Source organism: Variovorax raffinosi (genome assembly GCF_051216615.1).
In the GTDB taxonomy this organism is placed as follows: domain Bacteria; phylum Pseudomonadota; class Gammaproteobacteria; order Burkholderiales; family Burkholderiaceae_C; genus Variovorax.
On record NZ_JBPJZR010000021.1, the window covers coordinates 65861 to 89303 of the forward strand.

A 23443-nucleotide genomic window follows, 5' to 3' on the forward strand; every position below is an offset into this window, starting at 1 on the left:
TCAGGGGCCGGCCAGCGGATACGGCGGCTTGCCGCGTGTGCCGACCATCAGGTCGGGCACCACGGCCTCGACGTCAGGCAGGGCGCGCGCCGCGCGTTCTAGCTTCTTGGCCAGCGCGGCGTTGGGCACGCAGCCCTGCAGGTAGACCCAGCGGCGCTGCACCATCACCCACACGCTGCTGCCGCGCACGCCCGGCACTGCCTGCAGCGCGGCGCGCACCTTGGGCGCGAGCGGCTTGTCGTAGCGGTAGGCATTGCTGTCGGTGCACTTGCCGGCGAGCCAGCAACTGGTGCCGCGCTCCAGCCGCGAGTGGATCTGGATGCGCCGCTCTTCGGCGGTATAGAAAGGCCCTTCGGGCATCGGGCATGCGGGCAGGCCTGATGACACGGGGAAGAACGGGTCGTCGAACCAGTTCTGCTTGAGCGGCCCCGCCGCTTCCTGCGCCATGACGGTCTGCGCGGCAAGCAGCAGGACGGACATGAGCGCAGCGTGCCTCACAAGGGATGTTCCGTGTAGAAGCGCCCGCCGTGGAACAGCAGCGGCGAGGCGCCGGCGTCGCGCGTGCAGCGCTCGACCTCGCCGACGAAGATCACGTGGTCGCCTTCGTCGTAGCGGCTGCGATTGAAGCACTCGAAGCTGGCCGCGGCGCCCACCAGCACCGGTGCGCCGCCCAGTCCCTCGGTGAACTCGACCTCGGCCCAGCGGTCGATGTCCTTGGTGGCGAAGCGCGTGGCCAGCGCCTTCTGGTTGGCGGCCAGGATGTTGACGGTGTAGTGCGAGCCCGTGCTCAGCGCGGCCATCGAGGCGGCCGCGCGGGCCAGGCTCCACAGCACCAGCGGCGGCGCGAGCGACACCGAATTGAAGGAGTTGGCGGTCAGGCCGACCAGCGTGCCGTCGGCCGCGCGCGCGGTGACGATGGTCACGCCGGTGGCGAACATGCCGAGCGCTTCACGAAACTCGTCAGGCGAAAAAGTGGGCGGCTGGGCCCGGCGGGGAGTGGTCACGGAAAGGGCAGGGCGGTGGAAGGCAAGAGGGTCATTTTGGCTCAGCGCCCGGCGCCCTGCTGGGCCGGGTCCATCAACTCTGTCACGAGGCGGGTATAGACGGTGGCGGCGGCCGAAGGCGTGCGCCCCGCCAGCGTGACCAGGCTGTAGTGCGTCAGCATGCGTGCCAAGCCGACGATTGGCAGCGGCACGAGCGACTCGGTCTCGGGGTTCAGGGCCGGCGCGTTGGGCGCAAGGATCACCGCGTTGGCGTTCAGCGCCAGGTGTTGCAGCGTGCCGGGGTCGTCGCAGACCACGTTGAAGACGCCGCGGTCGGTGCGCTTGATCTGCCTGTCGAAATGCGTCGCCACCTCGGCCGGCAGGTTGGGGCCGGCCACGGGGTAGTCCATGGCTTTTTCGAGCGTCACCTGCTTCAACTTGCGCAGCGGGTGCTTCGGCTGCACGAAGAACGACACCGGCACGTTGGGCAGGCGCACCAGCTTCAGGCCGGGCGGCTTCTTCAGGTCGCGCGTGTCGGCAATGAACAGGTCGAGCTGGCGCCGGTGCAGGCGCTCGCACAGCGTGGTGGTGTCGGCCACTTCCATGCGCATCAGCAGTTGGGGGTGGCGCTGGGTCATGAGCGACAGCGCCACGCGCCCCAGCATGCCGGCGGCGAATGGGCCAAGCCCCACGTTGAGGCTGCCGATGGCCAGGCCTTCGAGCTGCAGCACGTCGCGCTCGATCTGCTGCGCATCGGCCAGCAGTTCGCGGGCGCGGGCCAGCACCAGTTCACCGGCCTGCGTGAAGCGCACGGTGCCGTAGGCGCGATCGATCAGGCGCGCCTGCAAGCCTTCTTCGAGGTTGTCGATGCTGCGCGAGAGCGCGGGCTGCGACAGGTGCACCGCCTGCGCCGCGCGACCGAAGCTGCCCTGCTCGGCAAGGGCCAGGAGGTGCTGGAGCTGACGCAACTGCATTTTGCGGTTTAGTTAAAAAGGAACGTCATATTTTGCATTTGCCAATGGTTCCTGTGCTTCGGAGAATGAATCTTCTCCGCTCAACAGCCAACCCCAGACAGGCCCCATCGATGACCCGTGACCGTTCGACCCGCGCGCCGGCAGGCGCTCCTTCTCTTGGTGCCGTGGCTTTCGCCGTGGCCTGCGCGCTGGGCGCCGCATCCGCCGCCGCACAGCAGATCGCACCCAAGCCGCCCGAGCCCGCAACGCTGAAGGCCAACGCCGACATGGCGAAGACGCTGCCCTTTGCCAACCGCCAGGACTTCGAGGACGCGACGCGTGGCTTCATCGGCACCGTGCCCGATGCGCTGGTGCCCGGCACCGGCCCGCGCCCCGTGTGGACGATGAAGCCCTACGACTTCCTGAAGGCGAACGAGCCGGCCGACACCGTCAACCCGAGCCTGTGGCGCCAGGCCCAGCTCAATGCCATCCATGGCCTGTTCAAGGTGACCGACCGCGTGTACCAGGTGCGCGGCTTCGACCTTGCGAACATGACCATCGTCGAAGGCGACACCTCGCTGATCGTCATCGACCCGCTGCTCACCGCCGAGACCGCGCGCGCCGCGCTCGATCTGTACTACCAGCACAGGCCGAAGAAGCCGGTCGGCACGGTGATCTATTCGCACGGCCATGCCGACCACTTTGGCGGCGTGAAGGGCGTGACCACCGAGGCCGACGTGGCGGCCGGCAAGGTGCAGGTGATCGCGCCCGTGGCCTTCATGGAAACGGCGGTGGCCGAGAACATCCTCGCGGGCAACGCGATGAACCGGCGCTCGCAGTACCAGTTCGGCTCGCTGCTGCCGCCGGGCGTGCGCGGGCAGGTCGACACCGGGCTGGGCAAGGCGCTCGCGCGCGGCAGCATCACGCTGATCGCGCCCACCTCGACCATCGACAAGACCACCGAGCGCCGCACCATCGACGGCGTGGAGATCGTGTTCCAGCTCGTGCCGGGCTCCGAGGCGCCGGCGGAAATGCTCATGTACCTGCCGCAGTTCCGCGTGCTCAACATGGCGGAGGACGTGACGCACAACATGCACAACCTCTACACGATCCGCGGCGCCGAGGTGCGCGACGGCAACCTGTGGGCCAAATACATCGACGAGGCGCGCGTGGCCTTCGGCGACAAGACCGACGTGCTGATCGCCCAGCATCACTGGCCCACCACCGGGCAGGCGCGCATCGTCGACCTGATGAAGAAGCAGCGCGACATGTACAAGTTCATCAACGACCAGTCGCTGCGCCTGCTCAACGAGGGCTACACCCCGGCCGACATCGCCGAGACGCTGCGCATGCCGGCGAGCCTGGAAAAGGAATGGTCGGCACGTGGCTACTACGGCACGCTGAGCCACAACGCCAAAGCGGTCTACCAGAAGTACCTGGGCTGGTACGACGCCAACCCCGCGAACCTGAACCCGCTGCCGCCGGTCGCGCAGGCGAAGAAGACGGTCGAGTACATGGGCGGCGCCGACGCGGTGGTTGCGCGGGCCCGTGAAGATTTCAAGAAGGGCGAGTACCGGTGGGTGGCGAGTGCGATGAGCCAGGTGGTCTATGCCGACCCGGCCAATCGCGCGGCGCGCGAACTCGGTGCCGATGCGCTCGAACAGATGGGCTACCAGTCGGAGGCCGGGACCTGGCGCAGCGCTTATCTGGTGGGCGCGATGGAGCTGCGCAATGGCGTGCCGAAGATTCCGGGTGGCAGCAGCTCGAACGGCGACACGCTCAAGGCGGTGAGCAATGAACTGTTCTTCGACTTCCTCGGTGTGCGGCTGAACGCGGCCAAGGCCGAAGGCAAGACGATGGTGATCAACTGGAACTTCACCGACTCGAACCAGAAGTTCGTGCTGACGCTGGAGAACTCGGCGCTCACGCATCTGAAGGACCTGCAGGTGGCCGGTGCGGACGCAACCGTCACGCTGAGCCGTGCGACGCTGGACGCGATCACGTTGAAGCAGACGACTTTTCCGGAGGCGGTGCAGTCCGGGTTGGTGAAGATCGATGGCAACCGGGCCAAGCTTGGTGAGCTGCTTGGGATGCTCGATAACTTCGATCTGATGTTTCCTGTTGTCGAGCCTCGGAAGTAAGCCGGCTGGAGGGTTTGAGCGCTCTTGTTCGGGGCGCGTGCACAGGACACCGGGTACTCCCCTCCGCGAATGTCCCCCGCTTCGCTCCTCCTTTATTTCGCTGCGGGGAGCACCCGGTGCCCTGTGCACGATGAGCGCGGCTGTGGCGTTGGCGATTCGACCGCTGCGGCGGATTCGCGAGCGACGGGCGCTAGGCAAGCGAAACGCCGGAGGCTGGCGTTGGCGTCGGTCGACATTGGCATGACTGCATTCAGTGCCCGCTTCAGACCGCAAGGCAGACATCCGTGACGGTTGGGTTTATGGCGGCACAGGGCCCTGAGCAGACATCACAACGCCCGGAAGTACGTCCACACCCCGTTTTCTCACGCACCACGCGATTTTTAGTTAGGACGCTCGCAAAGCTCGTGCGTGCTGGAGCACTTGAGCCGTCCTGACGGCGGCGCTAAGCATTCCATACATTCAGGGCCGAGGTAGCTCGCGCAAGAACCCTTGATGGCTCCTGCCTAGTTGGGTTCCTGCGCTGCAGCCCCAAAGACCTCGGCCTCGACGTGTGCCGGCAGCTTGGGCACGCATTCGACCATGGCGAATGCGCCAGCCCAGTCATCGTCCGTTACTGGGTGGAGGGGGTACCAGGCGACTTTGATCCCTTGCCGGAGAAACACCATGGCCTGCGGGTTCAAGAAGTAGTACTGCGCGCCTTCTTGGGCCGTCTCTTCGTCTGTGTAGAAGATCGTCTTCGTCTCCTTCAACACATTTCCTTCATGATCCTCGAGGCGTGCATCTACAAGCTCCCCTGCGAAGAATTTGTCGATGATTAGCTCGTCGACAATCGGGACGCCATCGATCGGCATACCGGTCTGCGTGGCGCCGTTGGTCACAACCAGCGTGCAGATTTCAAAGTTTTCCGGCAGGAGGAATCCAGCCCGGCCGAGGGTCTTGCGAATCTCGCCTTTGTGCTTGTTCGCGGCCGCCGCCTTGCGGGTGATCTGGGCCGCCGCAGCGGTCAAAGTCTCCCGGTGCATTGCAATCGCTTTCGGCTCCGTCGGGTCCAGAATGCATTTCAGTTCACAGAGGAAGAGCAGCCTGCCGATGCTGAATACGACGTCCACTTCCTCGGTCTGCTCGCCCGGGGCGGTGAAGCTGAATGATTTGTCGAGGCACTGGGAGACCGCGGCCAGCTTCGGCGACTGTTCGATAGACTCCGCCACTTTCGCACGAATATGCTTTTCGAACGCAGGGCCTCGCAACGCGAGATCAATGCCAAGCTGCCGAAGCCAGATGTCCACGATCCTGCGCAGGTTCGGACTTTGTGCGGCGCCGAACACGGGCGTTAGCGTTTGCTGGCCCACAGGGACGAGGGGTTGGGCCCAGAGCTCCTGCCCCTGTCGCCCGCGGTAGGTCATGAACTCCAGCAGGGCGATCGCCCCAGCTCGAGAGACGTTGCCACCTTGCATGAACCCTTCGATCAGGGCATCGCGCTGTAGTGTCGGCACGTACGCTGGCAGCCAGCTCGATCCGTCATCTTCTTCATCATCCTTGGTGTACTGGTGCCGTTGCTTGACGGCGCCGAGTAACAGATCGGAACAGCGGCTGATGATCGTCCACGCGTTCATCGCGTCTGCGAGTGTCAGTCCTGCGAGCTCCTTGCGCGGCATTGCCAGCAAGTCTTCGTAGTAGTCCTCAGTGGCGTAGGCCCGGAGGGCAAGCAAGTACTTGTGTTCTTCTGAACTGTCTTCTGTCTTCGTGAGCACAAGCTGTTGCCGGCGCCCCATCTTTTCGATTCTTTTCACATCTTCGACAACGGGCCGAAACGCCTTCTCGAACGGCGGGAACTGACTTTGAGCGTCGAGCGCTTGCTTCATGAATTCGACCGCAAGGTTTCGCCCGCGTGCTCGTCCCATAGCGTATCGCGCCTGCCACCGCGGTTTCGTCGGGCGAAACTTTCGCAACCCTTCTTCGACCTGCAGCTCATAGCCGTTCCAAACGCAGTCGTTCCAGAGATCTTCTGCGAGTAGGTAGAGCAGGCCGAGGTTCAGTTCAAACATGGCTTCGCGCCAGTCCAGCGAGACTTGAAGGTTCCCGGAGAGTTTGGGGTCCTCTTCGAGGATCACGCGGAGCGGAACCTGCAGGCCGTCGACCAAGCCCTCCGCGACGGCGTCCGGGGAATATGAAGCCCCGCCTGGGAGGCGCACCTTTGTCGCCATGAGCTTGTGCATCAACACTGGTTCGCCATCGCCGTTCTCGACTTGCTTGGCTGTGGCCGCTTCGAGCACCTCAGGCGTCCTATCGGAGAGGATCCGGTAGTCGTGGTTCGAGCACGCGACAAGGGCACGGACCTTGGTTGTCGCGTTGAGATCGTTGTTCGTCGAAATCTTGAGATTGGCGCGAATGGTGGATAGCTTCTTGTTGATTTCGAGGCCGGCAGCATGCAGGCGCTGATCTTCGGGTTGGTTTCCACAATCTTCAAGCGCGCTGGCCCACGCCTGCGGATTGAACCCTTTGCGCAGGGGGCCCTGAATCTTGTTGGCGCGGACGCGCTTTGCGAACTCTCCCACGGTGGCTCCAGTATTTCAACGCGAGAGCCCCGAGTGGGCGAGGCTTTCGATTCTTCTAGCCGAGCGCATGATCGACTTCCACCATGTGTCAGCCCGAGGGTTCTTCAGTGCAGTTCGAAGCTCTCGGCCACCTACCCCAGCATACAGCCGGACATCGAGCGCCCCCACAACGCCATCATGATGATGTTCGGGCCTACGTCTGGCTCTCGCGCCTTGCGATCCGGCATGCAATCTTCGAACACACGGTGCTGACGGGCGACTGTCTGCTTCTGGTCGATAGTACCCATTCGCGCGCGGCCGTGCGATGTCGGCAACCGCTGCAAAGCAGCCGCTTGCATCGTCTGTCGACGATCAGCACGGAGCGCATGGCTGCCACCAAGGCCTACCCCACAGGCAACCTCAACCGCACCGAATTCCCTCCATCACAAAGGCTTCAGCCGTCGTACTCCAAAGAACCCGTTCGCCAGAGCGGGCCGCGAAACACGCGGCCCGCAGACCAGCCGCTAACCGCCGGTCTCAGGCGCTGCGCGTCGCGCCTTCTCGCTTATCTGAAAAAACTCCCTGGCCTTGCGCGCCAGTTCTGCCGCAAGCCAAAGCAGGTTGTCCAGTTGTCGAGGCCCTTCACCGCTGCACCAGTCGATGTCTTCCCCGTGGCAGACCCACAGCAGGGCTTCGAGTTGAGAGAGGGTGTTTTCGAGAAGATCCGCCGGGTCTTGGGCGTTGTCTTCGGAAGCTACCGGCGTGCGGGGCCGGGCTATAGTCTTGGTAGCCATTTTTGTGCGGTTCCTTTTGAGGTGATTGCACGTCTTTGGTTAGACGGTCGGGGTGCTGATAACGCCTCGGCCGTCGCCTTTTGATACCTCGCATTTGCATCGCTGCTTTCGCACCGACAACCTGCCGCGAGGCAAGCAGCCTTCAAACATTCAATGCTTTGTGTGTGTGGCGCCTTCCGTGTCCCCTTGTTGGGGTTTTGAGTGACAGGGGCAACCACTTTAGAGAAGAGCACAGCGCAATGGCGATTTCGCGCGGCACGAAGTCTCGGCGACCGCCAACAAATGCAGCTTCCGCAATGCGCCGCGCGCTGACTTCACGGGTGCCGTGTCGTGCCGTGCCAGTTCACTGACTGCGCTGAACGCTCACGTCGACGGTGTGCTCCCCGCAGCGAAATAAAGGAGGAGCGAAGCGGGGGACATTCGCGGAGGGGAGCACGCCGTCGGCGTGGGCGCCGCCCTGAACGACGGCGAACGCCTTACCCAAAGAACCAATAGCAGACCGCGATGGCCGCAACAACCCCCGCCAGTTCAGCCAACAGAGCACAAGCCACCGCATGCCGCGCACGCTGGATGCCGACCGCACCGAAGTACACAGCCAGCACGTAGAAGGTGGTCTCGGTGCTGCCCTGGATGGTGGCGGCCACCAGCGCGGGGAAGCTGTCGACACCCTGGCTCTTCATGGTCTCGATCAGCATGGCGCGCGCCGCGCTGCCCGAGAAGGGCTTGACCAGCGCGGTGGGCATGGCGTCGACAAAGCGCGCGTCGAAGCCGCCCGCCTGCACCAGCCATCGCAGGCCATCGAGCGCGAAGTCGAGTGCGCCTGAAGCGCGCAGCACACCGACCGCGCACAGCATCGCGACCAGGTAGGGCAGCAGGTTCTTCGCGATGTCGAAGCCTTCCTTCGCGCCCTCGACAAAACACTCGTAGACCTTGATGCGCCTGATCGCACCGGCCAGCAGAAACACGATGATCACGCCGAACAGCGTGAGGTTGCCCAGCAACGACGACAGCGACGCAATGGCCGCCGCCGACAGCGTGCCCAGCAGCGCCATGAAGCCACCGAGCAACAGCGCGCCGGGAATCAGGTAGGCCAGCACCACCGGGTCCCACAGCCGCAGCCGCTGCATGAACGCCACCGACAGCAGCCCGACCAGCGTCGACGCACTCGTGGCCAGCAGGATCGGCAGAAACACCAGCGTCGGATCGTGCGCGCCCTGTTGCGCGCGGTACATGAAGATGGTGACGGGCAGCAACGTCAGCGACGAAGCGTTCAGCACCAGAAAAAGAATCTGCGCGTTGGTGGCGCTGACCGGATCGGGGTTCAGCCGCTGCAGTTCGCGCATGGCCTTCAGGCCGATGGGCGTGGCCGCGTTGTCCAGCCCGAGCGCGTTGGCCGCGAAGTTCATGGTGATGAGGCCGAGCGCCGGATGGCCCGCCGGCACGCCCGGCATGAGGCGACGGAACAGGGGCCCGAGCAGCCGCGCCAGCCAGCCGACCAGCCCGGCCGCCTCGGCGATGCGCAGGAACCCCAGCCACAGCGTCAGCGTGCCGAACAGCAGCACCATCACCTCGACCGCCAGCCGCGCCATCGCAAACAGGCTTTCGACCAGCGCCGCGAACACGGTCGCATCGCCGCCGATCAGCCATCGTCCCAGCGCCGCGAGCGCCGCCATCCCGAAGAACCCCAGCCACAAGCCGTTGAGCACGTTTCTTTTCCTTTTTTGTGCGGGCCGATCATAGGGCGCTAATCCTGCCGGGCCGGCGCGAGCTACAGTGCGGCCCATGGTCGCTTCCATCGTCCGCAGACTTGCCGCCCTGGCACTGGGCACAGCCGCTTTCTGGCTGGCCGGATGCGTGAGCCTGCCGCCGCCGCAACCGCGCCCGGTGGTCACGGCCATCACCGACGTGGCGAACACCGAGCTGGGGCAACTGGCCGTCAAGGGCACGCCGGGCGGCTCCACGGCGCTGTCGGGCTTTCGGCTGCTGCCCGAGGCAGCCTTTGCCTTCGACGCCCGCATCTCGCTGGCGCGGCATGCCGAGAAATCGCTCGACGTGCAGTACTACCTGATCCAGAAGGACGACGTCGGCCTGCTGTTCCTGAAGGAACTGCGCGAAGCCGCCGCGCGCGGCGTGCGGGTGCGCCTGCTGGTGGACGACCTCTACACGTCCGGCGAAGACGAGGTGTTCAGCACGTTGTCGGCCTTCCCGAACATCGAGGTGCGGCTGTTCAACCCGCTGCCCTCGCGCGCCAATTCGCTGTCGGCGCGGCTGCTGTTCTCGCTGACCGACTTCGGCCGCATCAACCACCGCATGCACAACAAGCTGCTGGTGGCCGACAACAGTTTCGCGGTCTCGGGCGGGCGCAACATCGCCAACGAATACTTCATGCGCAGCACGGCGGCGAACTTCATCGACATGGACGTGCTCTCCAGCGGGCCGGTCGTGCGCCAGATGTCCGAAGGCTTCGACCGCTACTGGAACAGCGCGCACGTGCGCCCCATCGAGACCATCGCACCACTGCGCATGCCGGTGGACGAGGCGCAAAAGCGCTTCGACGCCATCGCGCGCACGGCCGTGCCCGACGTGCCCATGCACCAGCGCGACGTGCTGAACAAGCCGCCGGTGGGGCAGCAGCTCATCAGCGGCAATGTCGAGCGCTACTGGGCGCCGGCCACGCTGTTCGTGGACGACCCCGAGAAGATCACGCGCAAGGCCGAGGAGGCCTACGAGGGCAGCGTGACCGAGGGCGCGCTGAGCGTCATCAACTCGGCCAAGCGCGAGGTCAAGATCGGCTCGCCGTATTTCATTCCGGGCGCGCGCGGCATGGCGATGATGAAGAAGGCCATTGCGAGTGGCGGGCGCATCACGGTCATCACCAATTCGCTGGGCGCCACCGACGAGCCGCTGGCTTATGCGGGCTACGAGCGCTACCGCGCCGACATGCTGAAGATCGGCGTGACCATCTATGAGATCGCGCCCACGCTCAGCGGGCGTTCGGGGCGCTTCGGTGATTTCGGCAAGTCGATCAGCCGGCTGCACGCCAAGCTCGCGATCATCGACGACGACCGTTTCTTCGTCGGCTCCATGAACCTCGACCACCGCTCGGCCGCCGTCAACACCGAGATGGGCGTGGTCATCGACAGCCCGGAGCTGGTGCAGGACTACGACAAGCTCATGAGCGGCGACCGCGTCAACCTGGGCTACCGGCTGCGCCTGGGCCCCGACGGCCGGCGCGTGCAGTGGCTGGAGTACGACGATGCCGGCGGCGACATCGTGCATGAAGACGAGCCCGGCGAATTCCTGTGGCTGCGCTTCAAGAACTGGCTGCTGCTGCCCATCGTGGGCGAAGAGCTGCTGTAGCAGCCGGCCACGCGTCGCGCGCGGGCTCGCGCGGCAAGGCCTGACATGGCCTGTAATCAGGCTTGCACATTGCCCCTCTAGATTTCGGCGTCCCACCACGCACAACAACCAGAGGGATTCCGATATGCACGCCGTGTTCACCTTGCCGTGGGCCTTGCCCGTTTCGCGGCGCCTGCGCCCGCTCGCCGCACTCACGGGGCTGGCGGTTGCCGTGCTCCTGCAGGGGTGCAATGGCGGCAGCAACGGCAATAGCCTGCCGATCATTCCGCCACCGCCGCCCGCCGCCGTCGCGCCGCCACCCCCTCCTGCGCCGGACGCCGCCAGCGCCGACGCCAACCTGCAGGCCACCTGGGTCGAGATCGGCGGCAACAACGCCGTGATCGCGCGCGCGATCACCAGCTACTCCGCACCGGCGTCCGCCACGACGGCCGATGCCAATGCCGCATGCCCGCAGCTGACGGTGGACGGCAACACGACCCGCATGACCCTGCGCATCGGCGCCGGCACGATAGCGCTGCGCACCACGGCCAGCGACCCGGTCGACTCGAAGCCCTCCGCGTTCCCGGTGTCGACCTGCGAGACGACCTTGCCGGCCGACGCGAAGCAGGCCGCCATCGGCAGCCGCACGCTTCCTTTGCCCAAGGCCGAACCGCAGCGCGTGCTGGTGCTGGCCGATACCGGATGCCGCATGAAGAAGGCCGGCAATGCCTTCCAGCCTTGCAACGACACCACTGCGTGGCCGTTCGCATCCATCGCGACCACGGGCGCGAGCTTCAACCCCGACCTCGTGCTGCACATCGGCGACTACCACTACCGCGAGAACGGGTGTCCGAGCGACATCGCCGGCTGCAAGGACAGCCCGTGGGGCTACGGCTGGGACACCTGGCAGGCCGACTTCTTCGCGCCCGCCGCGCCGCTGCTGGCCAAGGCACCGTGGATCGTGGTGCGCGGCAACCACGAGGAATGCGCGCGCGCCGGCCAGGGCTGGGCCCGCTTCCTCGATACGCGTGCCTACGCCGACAAGAGTTCGTGCAATGACCCGGCCAACGACAACACCGGCAACTACGCCGACCCGTACGCCGTCGCGCTCGGCTCCGGCTCGCAGCTCATCGTGTTCGACTCGGCCAAGGCCGGCGCTTCGGCGCTGAAGACGGACGACCCGCAGTTCATCGCCTACCAGAAGCAGTTCCAGGCTGTGACGGCGATGGCCGCCAAGCCTGGCATGACCACCACGATGTTCACCAACCACCACCCGATCCTGGCGTTCGCGCCAATCGCGGGCCAGAAGCCGGCGCCGGGCAATCTCGCGCTGCAGTCGGTCATGAACAGCATCAACGCCAAGGCCTATTACCCGGCCGGCGTGCAGGTGGCGCTGCACGGCCATGTGCATGACTTCCAGGCGCTGAACTTCTCGTCCGACCACCCGGCCACCATCGTGACCGGCAACGGCGGCGACAACCTCGACGTGGCGCTGGCCGATCCGCTGCCCAGCGACGCCACGCCCGCACCGGGCGTGACCATCGACCGCATCACGCATCACAACAGCTTCGGTTTCATGCTGATGGAGCGCAAGCCCGCGCCCGGCGTGGGCTGGACCTTCAAGGCCTACACCGTGGCGGGCAAGCTGCTGGCCACCTGCGCGCAGACCGGTCGCACCGTGGCCTGCGACAAGACCGGCTTTCTCACGCCGTGATGGACGGCTCGGCGCGCCAGCGAAGCCTGATCGGGGGCGGTCTGGCGTTGCTGGCCGCCTGCGCCGGGTGGATGGGCGGCGCCATCGCCGCGTCCGACAACAGCAACGTGCAGATCAACCCCGGCGGGCCGCCGAGCGTGGTGATCGAACGCATCGGCCCCACGCCGAAGATCGCCGCGCGCATCGATTCCACCGAGGCTGTCTTCAAGCCCGACCCGGCGCTGGCCGCGCTGGGCAAGCGGATCTTTTTCGACGCGCGTCTGTCGCAGCCGCAGGGCACGTCGTGCGCCAGTTGCCATGATCCGCTGCGCGCCTTCACCTCGACCCTGAACGCAGCATCGCTGGCCGGGCCGCGCACGCCGCAGGGCAGCCGCCCCGGCCACTTCAGCGTACGCACCGCGCCGTCGCTGCTGTACGTGCGCTACGTGCCAAGGCGGCACTTCAACCAGGACGACGATGCGCCCTTCGCGTCACCCTTCGGCGGCCTGTTCGCGGACGGCCGCGCCGACACGCTGGCCGAGCAGGCGCGCGGCCCGCTGTTCGATCCCGACGAGATGAACAACACGTCGCCACAAAGCCTGCTGCACAAGCTGCGCGGCACCGACCTGGCGCCCGCGATGTCGCTGGCCTTCGGGCCGCAGGTGCTGCGCGACCCGGAGCGCGCGATCAAGGGCATCGGGCTGGCGCTGCAGGCGTTTCTGCAAAGCGACGAGATGGCGCCGTTCAGCTCGCGCTTTGACGACTACCTGCGCAAGCGCACGCCGCTGAGCCCGCAGGAGATGCGCGGCCTGGCGCTGTTCAAGAACCCGGACAAGGGCAACTGCATGTCGTGCCACACGCTGTCCGACACCGCGAGCCGGCCCGAGCGTTCGCTTTTTACCGACTTCGGCTATGACGCGATCGCGGTGCCGCGCAACCTGTCGCTGCCCGCCAACCGCAACCCGCGCCGCTTCGACAACGGCCTGTGCCGCACGGCCGCGCAACTGCGCTGGCCCGAGCCCGACCAGTGGTGCGGCTACTTCCGCACGCCGGGCCTGCGCAACGTGGCGGTGCGCCAGAGCTTCATGCACAACGGCGTGTTCACCACGCTGCGCGACGCCGTGGCGTTCTATGCCACGCGCTCGACCGACCCCGCCAAGTGGTATCACGGCAAGAGCACCTTCGACGACGTGCCGGCCGCCTACCGCGCGAACATCAACGTCAATTCCACGCCGATGAACCGGCGCCCCGGCCGCACGCCCGCGCTGAGCGACGAGGAGATCGACGAGATCAGCGCCTTCCTGCGCACCCTGACCGACGCGCCCTACGTGGCCGCGATGCCGCCGATGGAAACAGCGGCGTCGAAGCCGGCCGGCAAGTAGAGCCGCGCATGCAGCCGGCCCGGCCGGGCGGTGGCGGCTTGTCATCGCCGATGCCACAATGCGCGTTACATTTCTAGCTCAAATGTGAACTTTTGTCACCGTCTTCTGGAGACTTCGATCATGACCGTTCCCGTGCCGCGCGAATCGATTGCGCCGCTTTCCACCAGCCGTCGCCGTGCGCTGACCGGGCTGGCCGCAACCGCTGCTGCCGCGGGTCTGGGATTTCCGGCGCTGGCGCAGAACCGGCCCGTTCGCGTCGGGGCGACCTTCGACAACAGCAGCGTCGAGAAGGCCAACGGCCAGGGGCTGTACCAGGGGTCGAGCGCGTTCTTTGCCGCGCTGAACAAGGCGGGCGGCATCAACGGCACCAAGGTCGAGTTGGTGATGGCCGACGACACCTTCAAGCCCGAAGTGGCCAAGGCCAACGCGCTGGCCTTCGAGAAAGACAGTTCGGTGCTCGCGCTGGTGCACCCGCTCGGCACGCGCCAGACGGCCGAGGTGATGGACGCGGTGCCCGGCATGGCCGTGGTGGGCCCGATCACCGGCACCATCGCGCTGCGCAAGAAGACATCGCCCAACACTTTCTGGGTGCGGGCCAACTACGACCAGGAAGTCGACAAGCTCGTGAGCACGGCGGCCGTGCTGGGCCAGAGCCGCATCGGCCTCGTGCACTCGAACGATCCGCTGGGTCAGTCGGTGCTGGCGGCGTTCAAGAACGCACTGGCCAAGGCCAAGCTGGAGCCGGCCGTGATCGCGACCACGCCCAACACCACCAGCATGGAAGTGGGCCCGGCCGCCGAAGCCATCGCCAAGGCCAAGCCGCAGGTGGTGGTGGTCGGCCTCGCGGGCACGGCACCGGTATTTTTGAAAGCGCTGCGCGGCGCGGGCAACAGCAGCTCGGCGTACGGCCTGTCGATCACGGCCAGCGCGCTCGCGGCCATGGGTGACCTGGCGCGCGGACTGGGCTTTGTGATCGTGGTGCCGTCGCCGTACTCGACCAAGTACGAGATCGTTCGCCGCTACCAGGCCGACATGGTGGCCAGCGGCGTCAAGGAGTTTTCGCTCACCAGCCTTGAGGGCTATATGAACGCGGCGGTGCTCGCTGAAGGCATGCGCCGCGCCGGTTCGCTCACGCGTGCGTCGGTGATGTCGGGGTTGGCCAGCATCGAGAACTTCGACCTGGGCGGGGTGAAGATCAACTACGGCCGTACCAACCGCGAAGGCGGGCAGTTCGTGGACGTGGCGGTGATCGGTAGCCGTGGGCAGATGCTGAGCTGATTGCGTCGCTGGCTGAACGGCGCTGCTGTTCATTCAGGGCGACGCTCACGCCGACACGGTGCTCTTTTTCGCGAATGTCCCCCGCTTCGCTCCTCCTTTATTTCGCGAAAAAGAGCCCCGTATCGGCGCGAGCGCTGGACAGAGCAGTGGTTGATCGCGAGATCACCAGCAGCGTGTCCTGTGCGAATGACGCCGGGTGTTCCCCGCAGCGAAATAAAGGAGGAGGGGCGCGCAGCGCCCCGGGGGACATTCGCGGAGGGGAGCACCCGGTGTCATTCGCACTCGCCCTGAATGAACCCGAACCCGCCCCCAACAGCAGCGCCAACGCCGCCACAAGGCCAATCAGTCAGCCTGCTCTTCAGCAATCCCCACGCCCAATAGCCCTTCGAGCAAACCCTTGTCGGATGCGAGCGCCGCACTGGGCCCCGCATGCACCACGGTGCCGCGCTCCAGCACGATGGCCTTGTGCGTCATCTCCAGCGCCAGCACCGGATGCTGCTCGACCACGATCGACGCCAGCCCTTCCGACTCGCACAACCGGCGGATCGCAACGGCCAGCTCTTCCACGATGATCGGCGCCAGGCCTTCCATCGGCTCGTCGAGCAACAGCAGCTTGGGGTTGGTCATCAGCGCGCGGCCGATGGCCAGCATCTGTTGTTCGCCGCCTGACAACTGGTTGCCGTAGTTGCCGCGCCGCTCGCGCAGGCGCGGAAAGAAGTCGTACACGCGCTTCAAGTTCCAGCCGCCCAGCCGCGCGATCACCGTGAGGTTTTCTTCCACGGTGAGCGAAGGGAACACCTCGCGCTCCTGCGGCACCCAGCCGAGGCCCGCGCGCACGCGCTGATGCGACGGCCAGCGCGTGATGTCGGCGCCGCACCAGCGGATCGCGCCCTGCATCACGCGGGTGTTGCCCATCAGCGTTTCGAGCAGCGTGGTCTTGCCCACGCCGTTGCGCCCGAGGATGGCGAGGCTTTCGCCCTGCTGCAGCGAAAAGTCGAGACGGTCAAGCACAACGGCATTGCCGTAGCCGGCCGTGACGTGGTCGAAGGCGAGTACTGCTTCAGACATGGTGATGCGAACTTCCCAGATACACCTCGCGCACGCGCGGGTCGGAACCGATTTCGGCGGGCGTGCCTTCGGTGAGGATGCGGCCGCCCACCAGCACCGAGATGCGGCGCGAGAAGCGGAACACGAGCTTCATGTCGTGCTCGATGAACAGCACGCTGATGTCGCTCGGCAGCGCCGCGATGGCCTCGAACAGCTCGCTGCTTTCGTCCTCGGGCACGCCGGCCGCCGGTTCGTCCAGCAGCAGGATGCGCGGCTTGGCCGCGAGTGCGAGTGCGATTTCGAGCAGGCGCTGCTTGCCATAAGCCAGCTCGGCCACGGGCACATCAGCGAGGCTGTCGAGCTTGAGCGTGCCGAGCAGCGCATGCGCTTCGTCGAACACCGCCGTGCAGCCCGTGAGCGGCCGCCACCAGGTGGCGCCCAGCCCTTCGCGCTCGCTGATCGCCAGCACCACCGACAGCAGCGGCGTGAGGCTGGGGAACAGCGTGTTGATCTGGAAGGTGCGCGCCAGGCCCATGCGGGCGCGCTTGTCGCTCGACAGGCACGTGATGTCGCGATCGCCCATCTGGATGCTGCCGCTCGTGGGCTTGAACACGCCGGTCAGCAGGTTGATGAGCGTGGTCTTGCCGGCGCCGTTGGGGCCGATCAACGCCTGCCGCGCGCCAGGTTCGAGCGAGAGGTTGACGTCGCTCACCGCCTGGAAGGCGCCGAAGCGGATGCCCAGGCCCTGCGTGCGCAGGGTGTGCGTGGTGGATGAACTCATCATCGCGCCTTCTTTCCCGTGCGAACGAAGCGCGACAGCGCACCCATGATGCCGCCACGGCCCAGCATGACGGCCGCGATGAGGAAGATGCCGAGCCAGAACATCCAGTACTGCGGGTTCATGTCCGCGAACCAGTCGTGCACCAGCATGTAGACGATGGCGCCGATCATTCCGCCGTACAGGCGCCCGGTGCCGCCGAGCACCAGGATGATCAGCACTTCGGCCGAGCGGTTGAAGCTGAGCGACTCGATGCCGACGAACTGCGTGGTCTGCGCCAGCAGCGCGCCCGCCACGCCGGCCACCGCGGCCGAGAAGGCATACGCCATGCGCAGCCGTGCTTCCACCGGCGAGCCGATGGCGAGCATGCGTTTGCGGCTGTCGTGAATGCCGCGCAGCGCCAGGCCGAAGGGCGAGCGCAGCACCAGCCGCACGAGCAAAAACATCGCGAGCACGACGGCGAAGGCATAGCCGAACGCGGTCTTGCCGTAGAGGTCGAAGTCGAAGAGGCCGAGCACCGGCGCAATGACCACGCCTTGCAAGCCATCGGTGCCGCCGGTGATGCCCGAGAGCCGGTTGGCCACCTCGAACAGCAGCACGCCCACGCCGATGGTGATCATCAGCCGCGTGAGGTCGGCGCCGCGCACCACGAGGTAGCTCAGCGCATAGCCCAGCAGGCCGCTGACGACGAGCGCGAACGCGAGGCCGGTGAAGGGCTCGCTCCAGCCGTACTTGGCGAGCAGGCCCGCGGCATACGCACCCGCGCCGAAGAAGGCCGCGTGGCCGACGGTGAGGATGCCGGCGTAGCCGAGTGCCATGTCGAGCGACACGGCGAACAAGCCGAAGATCATGATCTGGCTCATGAGCGTCAGCTTGTCGGGCAGCAGGAAGAAGCTCGACGCGAGCGCAAGCCAGAAGAGGGCTTCGGCAAGGCGCAGTTGCGCGGGGGAAGCGGTGAAGGTTTTCATGCCAGCCCCTTCTTCGCCACGATGCCGTTCGGTCGCACCAGCAGCATGACGATCATGACGACGTAGATGAGAAAGGCGCCCGCTTCAGGCAGGTAGTACTTGCCCGCCACGTCGACGATGCCGACCAGCAGCGCCGCAATGAATGGCCCCGTGACGGTGCCCGCACCGCCCACGCACACCACCATCAGAAAGTACACGAGGTACTTGAGCGGGAACGACGGCTCCAGCCCCAGCATGCCCAGGCTCAGCGCGCCGCCCAGGCCCGCGAGGCCGCAGCCCAGCGAGAAGGTCAAAAAGAACAGGCGCTGCACATTGATGCCGGTGCCGCCCGCCACACGCTGGTTGTCCACCGCCGCGCGCACCATCGCGCCGTAGCGGGTCTTGCCCAGGCCCAGCAGCAATGCGATCAGCACGGCCACGCCGCAGCCGATCAAAAAGAGCCGGTAGCGGCCCACTTCAAGGCCCAGCAGCGAGACCTGCCCGTCGAGCGCCGGCGGCAGCGTGAAGGGCTGCATCGTCGGGCCGTAGAAATACGTGAAGGCCGCGATCGAGACGAACACCACGCCGATCGACAGCAGCACCTGGTCGAGCGGGTGCGCGCGGTACAGCCGGCGGTAGAACACGAACTCCAGTACCGCGCCCACCAGCGCCGCCGCCACGAAGGCGGCCACCAGCGAGAGGCCGAAGCCCACGCCCCACTGGTTCATCAGCACGCTCGCGGCGTAGCCGCCCACCATCGCGAAACTGCCGTGCGCGAGGTTGACGAAGTTCATGAGCCCCATCGTGATGGACAGGCCCACCCCGATAAGGAACAGGAGCATGCCGTAGGCCACCCCGTCGAAGATCACGATTCCCATGGATTTCCCGTCGCTGCTGCCAGGGCCTTGCGGCCCGGGTTGCTTGCTTGCCGGCTGGCTGTTTACTTGGCGGCTTCCTTGGCCGGGTCTTTCACGCGGTCGAACTTGTCGAACTCGACGTTCACCAACTGGCCGTTTACGCGCTCGGTCTTGCGGATGTAGACGGTCTGCACGATGTCGCGCGTGACCGCATCGATCTCGATCGGGCCGCGCGGGCTCTCGAAGCTCAGGCCCTTCAGCGCCTCCATGAACTTGTCGCCGCTGGCGTCGCCCTTGGTCTTGGCGAGCGCGAGGTCGATGGCGGCCATCGCGTCATAGGCGGTCACGGCGAAGTAGCTCGGGCGCAGCTTGGCGCCGTTGTCGGCGGCAAAGTCTTTCACGAACTTCTGGTTCTTGGGCGAGGGGTGCGCGAACGAGTAGTGGTGGCTGGTGACCAAGCCGAGTGCCACGTCGCCGGTGGCGTCGAGGTAGCTGTCGTCGGTGGCCTCGCCGGTGGCGAAGAGCTTGATGCCGGCCTGTTCCATGCCGCGCTCTTTCCACACCTTCAGGAAGGCCGGCGGCATCACGCCCGAGGGAAAGAAGAAGAACACGGCCTGGGGCTTGGCGTCCTTGATGCGCTGCACGTAGGCCGAGAAGTCGGGGTTGTTCATCGGCGTGCGCACTTCGCCCGAGACCTTGCCGCCACCGGCGGTGAAGGTCTTCTTGAACGCGGTTTCGGCATCGACACCCGAGGCGTAGTCGGCGACCACGGTGTAGGCGTCCTTGACGCCCTGCTTGAGCATGTAGCGCGCCATCGGGTCGGTGACCTGCTGCACGGTGAACGACAGGCGCGCCACGTACGGCGAGCTGGTGGTGATGGCCGACGAAGCGGCGTTCATCACGATGGTCGGGATCTTGGCCTGCGTGGCGATGGCGCCCACGGCGTACGCGTTGGGGCTGAAGTCCAGGCCGGTGAGGATGCTCACCTTGTCGCGCACGATCAGCTCTTGCGCGATGCGCTTGGCGGCGTCGGGCGCGGGGCCGGCCGTGTCCTTCTTGATGATCTCGACGGTGCGGCCACCCACCTTGCCGCCGTGCTCCTTCAGGTAGAGCGCGATGCCGGCGTCGAACTGGCGGCCGTAGTCGGCGTAGGGGCCGGAGTAGGTGGCAATGAGGCCGATGCGCAGGGGCTCGTCGGCAGCCTGTGCAGCCGACATGCCGAGCACGCCGAAGCTCGCCAGCAGCAGGGTCGAGAGGATGGTTCTCTTGGTCATCGTCATTGGCGTCATTTGAAAAGGCCTTTCAGGTGGAATGGATGCGCCCCGTCGGGCGCTGCTGTCGTGTAACCGGATGTGCAGCAGCGGGCGATGATGCCCGAGCCGCCCGTCAAACCTGTGTATCGGGCACGCGCACCGTGAGGCCATCGAAGGCGGCGGTCACGCTGAGCTGGCAGCTCAGGCGGCTGCCGGGCTTGCGCTCGGAAGCGACGGCGTCGAGCAGGGCGATTTCCATGTCGTCCGGCGGCGGCAGCAGGTCGATGAAGGCGTCGTCCACGTAGACGTGGCAGGTGGCGCAGGAACAGCAGCCGCCGCATTCGGCATCGATGCCGCGCACGTTGCCGCGAATGGCGGTTTCCATCACGCTGGCGCCGACCTTGGCGTCGACCTCGCGCGTGGTGCCGTCCTTGAGGATGTAGTGGATCGTGGGCATTGCTTGCTTGCTTGCTGGGGCTCGTTCAGAACATGTCGAAGTACTCGCGGTGTTCCCACTCGCTGACTTCGAGGTTGAAGCGGGCGATTTCCGCTTCCTTGATGTGGCACAGGTAGTCGATGAAGACCTTGCCCATCTGCTTGTTGAGCATCTCGTCGCGGCGCAGGCAGGCGAGGGCGTCGCTCAACGAGCGCGGCAGTTGCTCGGCCGGTGTTTCGTACGGGGCATCGGCGGAGGGACCGGGGTCGATGCTGTTGCGCATGCCGTCCAGGCCCGAGAACAGTTGCGACGCGAGGTACAGGTACGGGTTGGCCGTCGGCTCGCCCACGCGGTTCTCGATGCGCGAGGCGCTCTGGCCCACGCCGCCGAGCACGCGCAGCATCGCGCCACGGTTGTCGCGTGCCCAGATCGCGCGGTCGGGCGCGAGCGAGAAGGGTCGGTAGCGCCGGTAGCCGTTGATCGTCGGGCTGGCCAGCGCGGCGGCGCCGCAGGCGTGCGCCTTCAGGCCGCCGAGGTAGTGCATGCCGATGTCGCTGAGCGTCTGGCCTTCGGCCTCGGGCATGAACGCGTTGACGCCGTCGCTCTTGCGCCGCAGCGACTGGTGCAGGTGCCAGCCGCTGGACATCACGTTCGGAATCTTCGGGCGGCACATGAAGGTGGCGTGCAGCCCGGCGCGCTGGCAGATCTGCTTGATGGCACTGCGCAGCAGCACCATGGTGTCGGCCGGCATCACACCCGCCGTGGGGCCGAAGGTCAGCTCGAACTGGCTGGGGCCGAACTCGATTTCGAGCGAGCGCAGCGGCAGGCCGAGCGCGATGAGGTTGGAGCGCAGCAGCTCCATCAGTTCATCGACGCGGTCGTAGCGCAGCTCGGTCAGGTACTGGTGGCCGTGCGAGAGCAGCGATACGCGCGGCGGCTCGCCGGGCTGGCCCGAATCGGCCAGGCCCATGCGCGCGTCTTCTAGCTTGAAGACGTGGAATTCCACCTCCAGGCCGGCGATGAAGTCGAGCCCGAACTCATCGAGCTGGCGCACCGCGCGCTGCAGGATCTGCCGCGTCGCGAAGGGGCAGGGCTTGCCATCGGCCATGTAGGCGTCGCACAGCACCCAGCCGGTGCGGGGCGCCCACGGCAGCACCTTGAAGGTGGCGGGGTCGGCCACGATGGTGAAGTCGGCGCCGCCCTGCAGGCCTTCGATGGCAAAGCCGCCGTTGGCGCTGAACACCGGGAACACGGTCTTGTGCGAGGTGTCCTTGGCCAGCAGCGTGGAGGTGAGGTTCACGCCCTCCCACAGGGCCGAACGCGCCTCGCTGGCAACCAGCGTCTTGCCGCGCAGCAGGCCGTGCTGGTCGGGCCAGGCGAAGCGGACCACGTCGACCTCGCCGCTGTCGATGCGGCGCACCAACTCGCGCGCCTGCGCATGCTGGTCGTCGGACCAGAGGCCGAAGCGGTCGACGAACTTGTTGTTGCTGCCGTTGTTGTTATTGCTGCTGCTCATGGCGTGCGTGCTCAGGCGGCGAGCCGTGCGGCGGCCCAGTCGGACTTCAGGCGGCGCGCGCGGTCGGCCTCTTGCCAGTAGGTCTCGGTGGCGGCTTCGTCGCTGACATTGCCGATGCCGTCGATGGACGGCGGGCCGGTCATGGCGCTGGCTTGCGCGGCGTCGATCAGCATGGGGGCGCTCTCGCCGGCCAGGGTGGCGTCGATGGCCTTCACCAGCAGGCGGCGGTAGGCAATGATGCCCTTGTCGGTGCTGCCCAGGTGTTCGCGCGTGCGGTCTTGAATGGCGCCTTGCGACTCCACCGCCCACTGGTCGTGCACGTTGATGTCGTCGCCCATGCCGGTGTAGGTTTCGGTGAGCTGCTCTTCGACGCTGAAGCCGTAGTTGTTGCGCTTGTTCTTGCGCGAGGTGTAGTCGGGCAGCTCGTAGAGCTTCAAGCGCTGGTCGCGCATCTGCTGCTTGTCGACCGGGCCGGTGAAGCTGGTGAAGATGGCATACCAGTAGCAGTGCGTGTCGTCGACCGGCACATGCCATTGCGAGATGGTCATCTCGGCGCTCATCGGAATCACGAAGGCCTGCGGGAACACCACGTTGGTCACGCGCACGTGGGTGGTGTCTTCCGACAGCTTGCGCAGCGCCTTCAGGCGGAAGCCGTAATCGGTGGGCTCCACGCTGATGTCGGGGCGGTCGTATTCGCGCAGCACCTTGGTGATGGGCATGTCGGAGTCGGCCGAGGCGCCGCGGAACTGCTTGCCGTAGCTTTCCGACGTGTCCTCGTCCTCGAAGAAGCGGTGCAGGTACGAGGCATGCGCGGGGTCGATGCCCACTTCGAGCGCCTGCAGCCAGTTGCATTCGAACAGGCCCTTGAACGCGAAGGTGTGGCTGTCGGGCGCAACGAAGCAGTCGAAGTCGGGGAAGGCCGGGGGCTCGCCCTCGCCGATGTAGGCGAAGACCACGCCGGCTTTCTCGACCACCGGATAGGCCGACTGCTTGATGCGGCTGCACAGCTTGCTGGTGGGCGGTTCGGCGGGCGTTTCAAGGCAGTTGCCTTTGGCGTCGAACAGCCAGCCGTGGAAGGCGCAGCGGATGCCGCCGTTCTCCAGTCGGCCGAAGGCGAGGTCGGCGCCGCGGTGCGGGCAGTCGCGATCGAGCATGCCGAGCTGGCCGCTTTCATCGCGGAACAGGACGAAGTCCTGGCCCATGAGCTTCACCGGCTTGACCGGGCGCGGGCCGGCCAGCTCGTCGACCAGGGCCACCGGCTGCCAGTAGCGGCGCAGCAGCTTGCCGGCCGGGGCGTCGCGTCCGACGCGGGTGATGAAATCGTTCTGCTCTGCGCTGATCATCGTGCGGGCTCCATCGTGGGTTCTTTGGAAAGAGGCTTGCAGGCATTGCATGCAACTGTATGCATTGTCTTGGTGATCCTCGATCCGGGTCAAACTTTCATCGGCGTTTTTGCCCCGAATCGGGGCGGGGAAACGTATAAATACGGGTAAACGCTGAGCGTAGCGTGTG

19 protein-coding genes are annotated in these 23443 nt (G+C 66.1%); 5 read left to right on the plus strand and 14 right to left on the minus strand.

All coding sequences use genetic code 11. The annotated features are described in order from the left end of the window. The 3 genes from ACSFB7_RS36200 to ACSFB7_RS36210 are packed head-to-tail and all read right to left on the minus strand — an operon-like array spanning position 1 to position 1957. On the minus strand, positions 1-480 hold the full coding sequence (locus ACSFB7_RS36200; RefSeq protein ID WP_435477159.1) for a BON domain-containing protein: 480 nt from the start codon (positions 478-480) through the stop codon (positions 1-3). Positions 481-494: 14 nt separating this feature from the next. Beyond that, entirely contained in the window at positions 495-1004 is a 510-nt protein-coding gene (locus ACSFB7_RS36205) for a flavin reductase family protein (protein ID WP_187113213.1), read from the minus strand. Positions 1005-1045: 41 nt separating this feature from the next. Then, on the minus strand, positions 1046-1957 hold the full coding sequence (locus ACSFB7_RS36210) for a LysR family transcriptional regulator (RefSeq protein WP_435477160.1): 912 nt from the start codon (positions 1955-1957) through the stop codon (positions 1046-1048). A 110-nt stretch (positions 1958-2067) separates the two neighbouring features. Between ACSFB7_RS36210 and ACSFB7_RS36215 the strand changes: the two genes are divergently transcribed. Next, a complete protein-coding gene (locus tag ACSFB7_RS36215; RefSeq protein ID WP_435477161.1) occupies positions 2068-4077 on the plus strand; it encodes an alkyl/aryl-sulfatase in 2010 nt (669 codons plus the stop codon). A 503-nt stretch (positions 4078-4580) separates the two neighbouring features. Here ACSFB7_RS36215 and ACSFB7_RS36220 read toward each other — a convergent pair. From ACSFB7_RS36220 to ACSFB7_RS36230, 3 genes are all read right to left on the minus strand, one after another. After that, positions 4581-6632 carry a hypothetical protein gene (locus tag ACSFB7_RS36220; RefSeq protein ID WP_435477162.1) on the minus strand — a complete coding sequence of 684 codons (2052 nt, stop codon included), beginning with the start codon at positions 6630-6632 and terminating at the stop codon, positions 4581-4583. 503 nt (positions 6633-7135) lie between these two features. Next, positions 7136-7405: a hypothetical protein gene (locus ACSFB7_RS36225; RefSeq protein ID WP_435477163.1), complete on the minus strand. Its 270-nt coding sequence runs from the start codon at positions 7403-7405 to the stop codon at positions 7136-7138. Between the two features lie 476 nt (positions 7406-7881). Beyond that, positions 7882-9111, minus strand: a complete 1230-nt coding sequence (locus tag ACSFB7_RS36230) for a nucleoside recognition domain-containing protein (protein ID WP_435477164.1) — start codon at positions 9109-9111, stop codon at positions 7882-7884. 76 nt (positions 9112-9187) lie between these two features. Between ACSFB7_RS36230 and ACSFB7_RS36235 the strand changes: the two genes are divergently transcribed. The 4 genes from ACSFB7_RS36235 to ACSFB7_RS36250 all read left to right on the plus strand — a co-directional run bounded on the left by ACSFB7_RS36235 (position 9188) and on the right by ACSFB7_RS36250 (position 15097). Continuing rightward, positions 9188-10765 (plus strand): phospholipase D family protein, encoded by a 1578-nt coding sequence (locus tag ACSFB7_RS36235; RefSeq protein ID WP_435477165.1) that lies wholly within the window; start codon positions 9188-9190, stop codon positions 10763-10765. A gap of 124 nt (positions 10766-10889) precedes the next feature. Beyond that, positions 10890-12458: a metallophosphoesterase gene (locus ACSFB7_RS36240; protein WP_435477166.1), complete on the plus strand. Its 1569-nt coding sequence runs from the start codon at positions 10890-10892 to the stop codon at positions 12456-12458. Continuing rightward, positions 12458-13819 (plus strand): cytochrome-c peroxidase, encoded by a 1362-nt coding sequence (locus ACSFB7_RS36245; RefSeq protein WP_435477167.1) that lies wholly within the window; start codon positions 12458-12460, stop codon positions 13817-13819. The genes ACSFB7_RS36240 and ACSFB7_RS36245 overlap by 1 nt, the downstream gene beginning before the upstream one ends. 120 nt (positions 13820-13939) lie before the next feature. Continuing rightward, complete coding sequence (locus ACSFB7_RS36250) at positions 13940-15097, plus strand: ABC transporter substrate-binding protein (RefSeq protein ID WP_435477168.1); 1158 nt, start codon at positions 13940-13942, stop codon at positions 15095-15097. A gap of 342 nt (positions 15098-15439) precedes the next feature. On the opposite strand, the gene ACSFB7_RS36255 is transcribed toward ACSFB7_RS36250, so the two are convergent. From ACSFB7_RS36255 to ACSFB7_RS36290, 8 genes are all read right to left on the minus strand, one after another. Next, complete coding sequence (locus ACSFB7_RS36255) at positions 15440-16165, minus strand: ABC transporter ATP-binding protein (RefSeq protein ID WP_435477169.1); 726 nt, start codon at positions 16163-16165, stop codon at positions 15440-15442. Then, positions 16158-16925 carry an ABC transporter ATP-binding protein gene (locus tag ACSFB7_RS36260; RefSeq protein WP_435477170.1) on the minus strand — a complete coding sequence of 256 codons (768 nt, stop codon included), beginning with the start codon at positions 16923-16925 and terminating at the stop codon, positions 16158-16160. Before ACSFB7_RS36260 ends, ACSFB7_RS36255 begins: the two co-directional genes overlap by 8 nt. Further along, positions 16925-17890: a branched-chain amino acid ABC transporter permease gene (locus ACSFB7_RS36265; protein WP_435477171.1), complete on the minus strand. Its 966-nt coding sequence runs from the start codon at positions 17888-17890 to the stop codon at positions 16925-16927. Before ACSFB7_RS36265 ends, ACSFB7_RS36260 begins: the two co-directional genes overlap by 1 nt. After that, on the minus strand, positions 17887-18747 hold the full coding sequence (locus ACSFB7_RS36270; protein WP_435477172.1) for a branched-chain amino acid ABC transporter permease: 861 nt from the start codon (positions 18745-18747) through the stop codon (positions 17887-17889). Before ACSFB7_RS36270 ends, ACSFB7_RS36265 begins: the two co-directional genes overlap by 4 nt. Positions 18748-18809: 62 nt before the next feature. Then, a complete protein-coding gene (locus tag ACSFB7_RS36275; protein WP_435477173.1) occupies positions 18810-20006 on the minus strand; it encodes an ABC transporter substrate-binding protein in 1197 nt (398 codons plus the stop codon). 106 nt (positions 20007-20112) lie between these two features. Continuing rightward, a complete protein-coding gene (locus ACSFB7_RS36280) occupies positions 20113-20436 on the minus strand; it encodes a 2Fe-2S iron-sulfur cluster-binding protein (protein ID WP_435477174.1) in 324 nt (107 codons plus the stop codon). 25 nt (positions 20437-20461) lie between these two features. Further along, entirely contained in the window at positions 20462-21931 is a 1470-nt protein-coding gene (locus tag ACSFB7_RS36285; RefSeq protein WP_435477175.1) for a glutamine synthetase family protein, read from the minus strand. A gap of 11 nt (positions 21932-21942) precedes the next feature. Then, positions 21943-23274, minus strand: coding sequence for an aromatic ring-hydroxylating dioxygenase subunit alpha (locus ACSFB7_RS36290; RefSeq protein ID WP_435477176.1), 1332 nt, complete (start codon positions 23272-23274; stop codon positions 21943-21945). Between the last annotated feature and the right edge of the window lie 169 nt (positions 23275-23443).

Bases quoted from the DNA above. Each gene is read 5' to 3' on its own strand.
- ACSFB7_RS36200 (WP_435477159.1), bottom strand. From the start codon at position 480: ATGTCCGTCCTGCTGCTTGCCGCGCAGACCGTCATGGCGCAGGAAGCG.
- ACSFB7_RS36210 (WP_435477160.1), bottom strand. From the start codon at position 1,957: ATGCAGTTGCGTCAGCTCCAGCACCTCCTGGCCCTTGCCGAGCAGGGC.
- ACSFB7_RS36215 (WP_435477161.1), top strand. From the start codon at position 2,068: ATGACCCGTGACCGTTCGACCCGCGCGCCGGCAGGCGCTCCTTCTCTT.
- ACSFB7_RS36225 (WP_435477163.1), bottom strand. From the start codon at position 7,405: ATGGCTACCAAGACTATAGCCCGGCCCCGCACGCCGGTAGCTTCCGAA.
- ACSFB7_RS36235 (WP_435477165.1), top strand. From the start codon at position 9,188: ATGGTCGCTTCCATCGTCCGCAGACTTGCCGCCCTGGCACTGGGCACA.
- ACSFB7_RS36240 (WP_435477166.1), top strand. From the start codon at position 10,890: ATGCACGCCGTGTTCACCTTGCCGTGGGCCTTGCCCGTTTCGCGGCGC.
- ACSFB7_RS36245 (WP_435477167.1), top strand. From the start codon at position 12,458: ATGGACGGCTCGGCGCGCCAGCGAAGCCTGATCGGGGGCGGTCTGGCG.
- ACSFB7_RS36250 (WP_435477168.1), top strand. From the start codon at position 13,940: ATGACCGTTCCCGTGCCGCGCGAATCGATTGCGCCGCTTTCCACCAGC.
- ACSFB7_RS36255 (WP_435477169.1), bottom strand. From the start codon at position 16,165: ATGTCTGAAGCAGTACTCGCCTTCGACCACGTCACGGCCGGCTACGGC.
- ACSFB7_RS36260 (WP_435477170.1), bottom strand. From the start codon at position 16,925: ATGAGTTCATCCACCACGCACACCCTGCGCACGCAGGGCCTGGGCATC.
- ACSFB7_RS36265 (WP_435477171.1), bottom strand. From the start codon at position 17,890: ATGAAAACCTTCACCGCTTCCCCCGCGCAACTGCGCCTTGCCGAAGCC.
- ACSFB7_RS36270 (WP_435477172.1), bottom strand. From the start codon at position 18,747: ATGGGAATCGTGATCTTCGACGGGGTGGCCTACGGCATGCTCCTGTTC.
- ACSFB7_RS36275 (WP_435477173.1), bottom strand. From the start codon at position 20,006: ATGACGATGACCAAGAGAACCATCCTCTCGACCCTGCTGCTGGCGAGC.
- ACSFB7_RS36280 (WP_435477174.1), bottom strand. From the start codon at position 20,436: ATGCCCACGATCCACTACATCCTCAAGGACGGCACCACGCGCGAGGTC.
- ACSFB7_RS36285 (WP_435477175.1), bottom strand. From the start codon at position 21,931: ATGAGCAGCAGCAATAACAACAACGGCAGCAACAACAAGTTCGTCGAC.
- ACSFB7_RS36290 (WP_435477176.1), bottom strand. From the start codon at position 23,274: ATGATCAGCGCAGAGCAGAACGATTTCATCACCCGCGTCGGACGCGAC.